The organism is Frankia sp. AgB1.9, assembly GCF_016786355.1.
Classification (GTDB): Bacteria; Actinomycetota; Actinomycetes; order Frankiales; family Frankiaceae; genus Pseudofrankia.
The window spans coordinates 1-7,585 of record NZ_JADWYX010000221.1 but is presented as its reverse complement, the minus strand read 5'-3'; the positions used below and the strand labels follow the sequence as shown (position 1 = coordinate 7,585).

General features: G+C 72.5%; 6 protein-coding genes. 3 read left to right on the top strand and 3 right to left on the bottom strand.

The annotated features are described in order from the left end of the window. Both I6A60_RS40250 and I6A60_RS40245 read right to left on the bottom strand, forming a co-directional pair. A partial coding sequence (locus tag I6A60_RS40250; RefSeq protein ID WP_238437241.1) for an ABC transporter ATP-binding protein occupies nucleotides 1-1,019 on the bottom strand: 1,019 nt, incomplete at its 3' end. Between the two features lie 403 nt (nucleotides 1,020-1,422). Beyond that, nucleotides 1,423-2,478, bottom strand: a complete 1,056-nt coding sequence (locus I6A60_RS40245; RefSeq protein WP_203011643.1) for a PD-(D/E)XK nuclease family protein — start codon at nucleotides 2,476-2,478, stop codon at nucleotides 1,423-1,425. Between the two features lie 113 nt (nucleotides 2,479-2,591). On the opposite strand from I6A60_RS40245, the gene I6A60_RS40240 reads away from it, so the two are divergent. Then, nucleotides 2,592-3,749 (top strand): site-2 protease family protein, encoded by a 1,158-nt coding sequence (locus tag I6A60_RS40240; protein ID WP_238437240.1) that lies wholly within the window; start codon nucleotides 2,592-2,594, stop codon nucleotides 3,747-3,749. Between the two features lie 232 nt (nucleotides 3,750-3,981). Beyond that, nucleotides 3,982-5,106, top strand: a complete 1,125-nt coding sequence (locus I6A60_RS40235) for a tRNA (adenine-N1)-methyltransferase (RefSeq protein WP_374113332.1) — start codon at nucleotides 3,982-3,984, stop codon at nucleotides 5,104-5,106. Between the two features lie 96 nt (nucleotides 5,107-5,202). Here I6A60_RS40235 and I6A60_RS40230 read toward each other — a convergent pair whose 3' ends face one another. Then, complete coding sequence (locus I6A60_RS40230; protein WP_013424880.1) at nucleotides 5,203-5,523, bottom strand: ferredoxin; 321 nt, start codon at nucleotides 5,521-5,523, stop codon at nucleotides 5,203-5,205. A gap of 120 nt (nucleotides 5,524-5,643) precedes the next feature. Between I6A60_RS40230 and arc the strand changes: the two genes are divergently transcribed. Beyond that, nucleotides 5,644-7,452 (top strand): proteasome ATPase, encoded by a 1,809-nt coding sequence (gene arc / locus I6A60_RS40225; protein WP_203011650.1) that lies wholly within the window; start codon nucleotides 5,644-5,646, stop codon nucleotides 7,450-7,452. Nucleotides 7,453-7,585: the final 133 nt, after the last annotated feature.

The window sequence follows — 7,585 nt, the reverse complement described above, 5'->3', positions numbered from 1 at the left end:
CCGCGGAGCGGTCTCTCAGCGCGCGGGGCCCCGGCGGCGGGGGCGCGCCGGCCCGCCGGCTGGCCGCCCGTGGGTACCCGGGCCGCGCCCGGCGCCGTCGCGCGCCGCCCACCCGGCCCGGTCGGCACCCGCCGGCGGCCACCGTCGGGGTCGTCCCAGCCGCCGCGGTCGCGGCCCGGGTCCCGGTCGGCGCCCCGCGGCGGCGGCGTCGTGGGCCGCCGGCCGCCTCGGCCCGCCGGTCGGTCGAGGTTCTTCATCCGGTCGAACACCGCGTCCGCCGTCGGGCGCAGCATCGTGTCGACGATCCGGCCGTCCGCGAGGAAGATCACTTCGTCGGCGTAGGAGGCGGCCTTCGCGTCATGGGTCACCATGACCACCGTCTGGCCGAGCTCGCGGACCGAGTCCTGCAGGAACGACAGCACCTCGGCGCCCGACGTGCTGTCCAGGTTGCCGGTCGGCTCGTCGCCGAAGATGATGTCCGGCCGGGTGATCAGCGCCCGCGCGCACGCGACCCGCTGCTGCTGGCCGCCCGACAGCTCCGTCGGCCGGTGGTTCAGCCGCGGCGCCAGGCCCACCGCGTCGACGACGACCTTCATCCACTTCTTGTCCGGCCGCCGCCCGGCGATGTCCAGTGGCAGCGTGATGTTCTCCGCGGCGGTCAGCGTCGGCAGCAGGTTGTACTGCTGGAAGATGAAGCCGATCCGGTCGCGGCGCAGCTGGGTGAGCTGCCGGTCGGACAGCCGCGAGAGGTCCACGTCACCGATCAGCACCCGGCCGCCGGAGATCGTGTCCAGCCCGGCCAGGCAGTGCATCAGCGTCGACTTGCCCGACCCGGACGGGCCCATGATCGCGGTGAACCGGCCGCGCGGGAAGTCCAGGTCGATGCCACGCAGCGCCGCGACCTCGGTGTCGCCGGCGCCGTACATCTTCGTGACCCGCTCCGCTCGCGCGGCGAGGTCCGACAGACCAGAGCGACCGCCGCCCCGGTCGTCGGCGGCCCGTCCGCGCAAGGGGCTCATCGATCTTCCTTTCCCACCGACACGAGAACCGCCAGGTTGTCGGACGCGCCGCTCTCCCGATTGGTTGGCCTACGGATGCCACGGCCGCCGCCGGTCGCCGCCTGGACGGTCACCGTCGGCGGCCGGCGCCGGTGCGACGAGACGTTGCCATATCTACGCATCGTGCCCGATTCCGCCACAAGGCCCACACCCGCCCGGCCCTGGGCGCGCGGACCCGTAGGCGGCAACCCGCATGATCCAGCACGCGTCGACACGACGCCACCGACGATCGCGAAGCGCCCAGCAAGGTGATAGCTGTGAGTCAGTGCTGATCGTCGGACAGTTCCGACTAGCAGGTCCAGGGCGCACGACACCTACGTATCGTGCCTGACCCAATCAAATGAGGAGCTGGCGGCGCTCACCGTCAGCCCGCGGCCTCGCAGACGGCCGGGTCGGCGTCGTCGACCAGCGGGCCGCCGGAGCCCACGGCCACCGGCAGCGGCGGGGGCGTGCCGCCGAACGCGGGGCAGCGCGACTGGTGGTCGCACCAGCCGCACAGCTTGCTCGGGGTGGCCCGCCAGTCACCGGTGCGGTGCGCCCGGTCGATCGCCGCCCACAGCGCCTGCACCCGCCGCTCGGTCGCCAGCAGGTCGGACTCGTCGGGCGTCACCCGCAGCCACGTCCGGTCCCCGAGGTAGTACAGCCGCAGCTCCCGCGGCACCACGCCCCGGATCCGCCACAGCAGCAGCGCGTAGAACCGCATCTGGAACAGCGCGGTCCCCTCGAACGCCGGACCGGGGGACCGGCCCGTCTTGTAGTCCACGACCCGCAGCGCCAGGCCGTCCGGCGTCGTCGCCTCGTCCAGCCGGTCGACATAGCCACGCAGCCGCAGCCCCGACCCGAGCACATGCTCGACGTAGAGCTCCCGGGCCGCCGGGGCCAGCCGGCGCGGGTCCTCCAGCGCGAAGTAGCCGGCCAGCAGCTCCCGGGCCGAGGCCAGCCACGCCTCCAGCGCCTCGCCGTCGGGGAACATCGCGGCCAGCTCCGGCTCGCGGGCCAGCAGGTCCGCCCACGCCGCCGGGAGCAGCTCCACCGCGGCCTCCGGGGTCCGGCCGGCCGGCGGCAGGTCGAACAGCCGCTCCAGCACCGAGTGCACCATCGTCCCCCGGGTCGCCGCCGGGCTCGGCGGCTCCGGCAGCCGGTCCACCACCCGGAACCGGTACTTCAGCGGGCAGCTGACGAAGTCGGCCGCCCGGGACGGCGACAGCGACCCGACGAACCGCTGGCCCGACACCGCCGCGTCGCCGGGCGCGGCCGACCCGCCGCCGGCACCCTCGCCCAGGGGACCCGCGCCCACAGGACGCTCGCCCGCGAGCGAGGCGGCCGAGGCCACGTCCCGGGCCTCGGCCGGTGACGCCGGCTGACCCTCGGCCGGCGGACCGTCGGCCCGGGGTATCGCGCCGGTGGCTGTGGTCGTCATGTCACGGACCCTAGGGGCCAGGTCCGACAATCGGGCCTCCAGGGGCTGAGTGGATGCTAAGGATCCGTCGCAGCGGCGGGATTGTGTTCGAAACTGTCCGTAGCATCGGGGTCATGGTTGACCAGTCGGACCCATCGGGCCCGAACACACCGGCGACGCGCGCGCCGGGGCTGCGGATCGGGCGGGTCCGCGGCGTCCCGATCTACCTCTCGCCGCTCGCCCTCGTCTTCGGCATCCTGATCGCCTCGCTGGCCCAGAACTGGCAGCGCAACCAGCTGCCCGACGCCAGCGACTCGCACATCCTGCTGCTGGCGGTGATCACCGCCGTCGGCTACGTCGGCTCGATCATCCTGCACGAGATCGGGCACGCGGTGACAGCCGACCGGTTCGGCCTGCGGGTCCGCTCGGTCACCGTGCACGGCTTCGCCGGCTTCACCGAGCACGAGAAGGAGCCACAGACCGCGAGCCGCCAGTTCGTCGTGTCGTTCTCCGGGCCGCTCGTCAACGGGCTGCTCGCCGGCGTGTGCTTCGGCGTGCTGCAGGGCGTCTCGGCGCACACCTCCCTCGGCGCCGTGCTGCTCTACCTGGGCCTGCTCAACTTCGGCCTGTTCGTCCTCAACCTCGCGCCCGGCCTGCCGCTCGACGGCGGCGGGGTGGTCGTCGCCGCGGTCTGGGGCGTCACCCGCAACCGGGTGCGCGGGCTGCGGGCCGGCGCCTACGGCGGCTTCGTCGTCGCCGCCGCGATCGTCGGCTACACGGTCCTGCGGCCGGCCAACAGCTTCAGCAACCTCTACATGCTGGCGCTGGCCGCGTTCGTCGGCTTCGGCGCCTACCAGTCGCTGCGCGCCGCCGACCTGCGGGAGAAGCTGCCCGAGCTGCGCGCCGGCCGGCTGATCCGCAAGACGCTGCCGGTGGAGAGCTCCGTGCCGCTCGCGGAGGCGCTGCGGGCCGCGCAGGAGGCCGGCGCGACAGCCATCGCGGTCGTCGACGCCACCGGCAACCCGCAGATGGTCATGAACGGCGCGTCCGTCGACGCGCTGCCCGAGCACCGCCGGCCCTGGGTCGGGATCGCCGACGTCAGCCGGACCATCGAGCCCACGATGATCCTCGACGCGGACCTCGCAGGCGAGGAGCTGCTCGAGCACGTCCGGCGCCACCAGGCCCCCGAGTACCTCGTCGTCCAGGACGGCCGTCCCGTCGGGGTGCTGGTGCTGGTCGACCTCGTCGCGCGCCTCAACCGCGCCGCGGCGACGCGGATGGCCCGCAAGTAGCGGGGTACTCGCGTCCCGGGCACGGCCCTCGCCCGACGGCCGCCCGGCCTGGCGGTGGCGCGGCGTCGCCGCGGCTCGTCCGCTCACTGGCCGGTCCGCGGCGACGGCGGCGCGTCGTGAGCCGGTAACCTGCCGAGACGGCGAACGCCCGAACTGTCGCGCCGTTCGCCCTTCGCCCGGACCGGCCGGTGGCCACCGGGACTCCCACCTGCCTGGAAGGACCCCGGAAAGCGTGACCCCCGACGAGATCGACTGCGCCCTCGACGAGCACCCGGAGGGGGCGGCCGAGCCGGCCATCCCGCCCGCGACGGGGGAGGCGGCGCGACGGCGGGGGCCGTTCACCAAGGGGGACCGGGTACAGCTCACCGACCCCAAGGGCCGCAAGCACACCGTCGTGCTGGAGCCGGGCAAGCAGTTCCACACCCACCGCGGCGCGGTCGCCCACGACGAGCTCCTCGGCCAGCCCGAGGGCATCGTCGTCAGCTCCACCGGGAAGACCCCGTACCTCGCGCTGCGGCCGCTGCTCGCCGACTTCGTGCTGGCGATGCCGCGCGGCGCCGCCGTCGTCTATCCCAAGGACGCGGCGATGATCGTCGGCTATGCCGACATCTTCCCCGGCGCCCGGGTGCTGGAGGCGGGGGTCGGCTCCGGGGCGCTCGCCTGCTCGCTGCTGCGCGCCGTCGGCGAGCGCGGCCTGCTGGTCTCCTACGAACGGCGGGACGACTTCGCCGCCGTCGCCCAGCGCAACATCGAGACCTTCTTCGGCGGCCCGCACCCCGCCCACCGGCTGCACGTCGGCGACCTCGCCGAGTCGGGCGAGACCGACATGGACCGGGTCGTGCTCGACATGCTCGCCCCGTGGGAGGTGCTGCCAACGGCCGCGGCGGCGCTCGTCGCCGGCGGCGTGCTGTGCGCCTACGTCGCCACCGCGACCCAGCTGTCACGCACCTGCGAGGCGCTGCGCGAGCACGGCGCGTTCGCGGAGCCGCACGCCTTCGAGACGATGCTGCGCGACTGGCACCTCGACGGGCTCGCGGTCCGCCCTGAGCACCGGATGGTCGGCCACACCGGCTTCCTGGTCACCGCCCGCAGGCTCGCCGACGGCGTCACCGCGCCGCCGCGGCGGCGGCGTCCCGCCAAGGGCGCCCACGGCGAGCCCGAAGCCCCCAGCGCCGACGCCGCCAGCCCCGAGACCGAGGCCTCCGGCGAGCCCGCCACGGACGCCGTGGACGCGCCGACCGCCGCGCCGCGACCCACCGGCGCCGAACCGCTCGACACCGTGGCCGTGGACGGTCCGTCGGTCATCCAGGCCGCCGCCGACTCGGATGGCGGCGGAACACCTGCCACGGCAGAGTAGAGACTCATGCCGGCCACCCCGACACGCGGACGTCCCCTGCCCGGGCCCAGCGGCCCGGGGCGGCCGGCCGCGGCCCGGGGCCGCCGGACCCCCGGGTCACGACCCGGGGCCGGCCTCCAGCGTGCCGTCGGGGCGCTCGACGTAGATGCAGTCACCGGGGCACTCGTCGGCCGCGTCGATCACCGCGTCCAGCAGCGGCAGCGGCACGATCACCCTGGCGCCGGGCTGCGTCAGCAGCTCACCCGTGTCGGTCTTCACATATGCCAGGCCGTCGATGTCGTGCTCGAACACGGACGGCGCCCGCGTCACGCACAGACCGTCACCGGTACACGCGGCCTGGTCGACCCGGACCCGGAGTCCACCCGAAACACTGGAGTTCGCTGGAGTTGCCACGCCGCTCCGATCGTCTGTCACCATGGCACCGTAACCCGCTGTTTACGGCCAAGCCGGGCCGTCCTTGCGGACCTTGCCTGAAAGCAGCGGTCACAACGGTAGTGTTGGGTGCGTCCCGGTCAGCACGGGGGAGGTGGAGGCGCGGTGTCCGGTCCCCTTTCGGGCTCTGGCTCCGATGAGAGCTCGGGTCGTCCTGGAGACGCCGAAACGGCACGAACGTCGGCGTACCAGAAAGAAGTCCACGAACTCACGACCCAGGTCGCCTTCCTCGAGGAGGAAGTGGCCATGTTGCGACGGCGGCTGTCCGAGTCGCCCCGACAGGTTCGGGTACTCGAGGAACGTCTGGCGGAGCTCCAGTCCGACCTGGCGAGCGCCTCGGCGCACAACGAGAAGCTGGTAGCCACCCTCCGCGAGGCGCGTGACCAGATCGTCACGCTCAAGGAGGAGGTCGACCGGCTGGCCCAGCCGCCGAGCGGGTACGGGATCTTCCTGCACCCGTACGACGACGGCACGGTCGACGTGTTCACCCAGGGCCGAAAGCTCCGGGTGACCGTGTCGCCGAACGTCGACGTCGACGGACTGCGGCCAGGCCAGGAGGTCATGCTCAACGAGGCCCTCAACGTGGTCGAGATACGCGCCTACGAACGGCACGGCGAGATCGTGCTGCTCAAGGAGGTTCTCGAGAGCGGAGACCGGGCCCTCGTCATCGGGCACACCGACGAGGAGCGCGTGGTCATGCTGGCCCAGCCGCTGCTCGACGGGCCGGTGCGCGCAGGCGACTCGCTGCTCATCGAGCCGCGGTCCGGCTACGCGTTCGAGCGGATCCCCAAGTCCGAGGTCGAGGAGCTCGTCCTCGAAGAGGTCCCCGACATCGGGTACGAGCAGATCGGCGGCCTCAAGGGCCAGATCGAAATGATCAGGGACGCCGTCGAGCTGCCGTTCCTGCACAAGGACCTCTTCGTCGAGCACCAGCTCAAGCCCCCGAAGGGCGTGCTGCTCTACGGCCCGCCCGGCTGCGGCAAGACGCTCATCGCCAAGGCCGTCGCCAACTCCCTCGCCAAGAAGGTCGAGGCGTTGCAGGGCGGCGGCTCCGGGCGGGCGTTCTTCCTCAACATCAAGGGCCCCGAGCTGCTCAACAAGTACGTCGGCGAGACCGAGCGGCAGATCAGGCTGGTCTTCCAGCGGGCGCGCGAGAAGGCGTCCGAGGGCATGCCGGTCATCGTGTTCTTCGACGAGATGGACTCGATCTTCCGCACCCGCGGTTCGGGCGTGTCCTCCGACGTCGAGAACACGATCGTCCCGCAGCTGCTCGCCGAGATCGACGGTGTGGAGCTCCTGGAGAACGTCATCGTCATCGGCGCCTCCAACCGCGAGGACATGATCGACCCGGCGATCCTGCGACCCGGCAGGCTCGACGTGAAGATCAAGGTCGAGCGGCCCGACGCCGAGGCGGCGAAGGACATCTTCGCCAAGTACGTCCTCGCCGAGCTCCCGCTGCACCCGGACGACCTCGCGGAGAACGGCCAGAACCGCGAGGCCACCGTCCAGGCGATGATCCAGCGCACCGTCGAGCGGATGTACTCCGAGAGCGAGGACAACCGCTTCCTCGAGGTCACCTACGCCAACGGCGACAAGGAAGTCCTGTACTTCAAGGACTTCAACTCCGGGGCCATGATCGAGAACATCGTGGCCCGGGCCAAGAAGATGGCCGTCAAGGAGTTCATCGAGGGCGGCGCCAAGGGAATCCGGATGCAGCACCTCATGCAGGCCTGCCTGGACGAGTTCAAGGAGAACGAGGACCTCCCGAACACGACCAACCCGGACGACTGGGCCCGCATCTCGGGCAAGAAGGGCGAGCGGATCGTCTACATCCGCACGCTCGTCACCGGCACCAAGGGCACCGAAGCCGGCCGCTCCATCGACACCATCGCCAACACCGGCCAGTACCTCTAACCGGTCAGGCACACCGCGAAGCCGGTCTCCCGCCAAGGGAGGCCGGCTTCGCTGTATTTCTGGTTCGCTCCGTCCGGGCGCGGCGCTCCGCGGCCGTCCTCGCCTGGCGGCTCGGACGACCACTCCGCGCCGC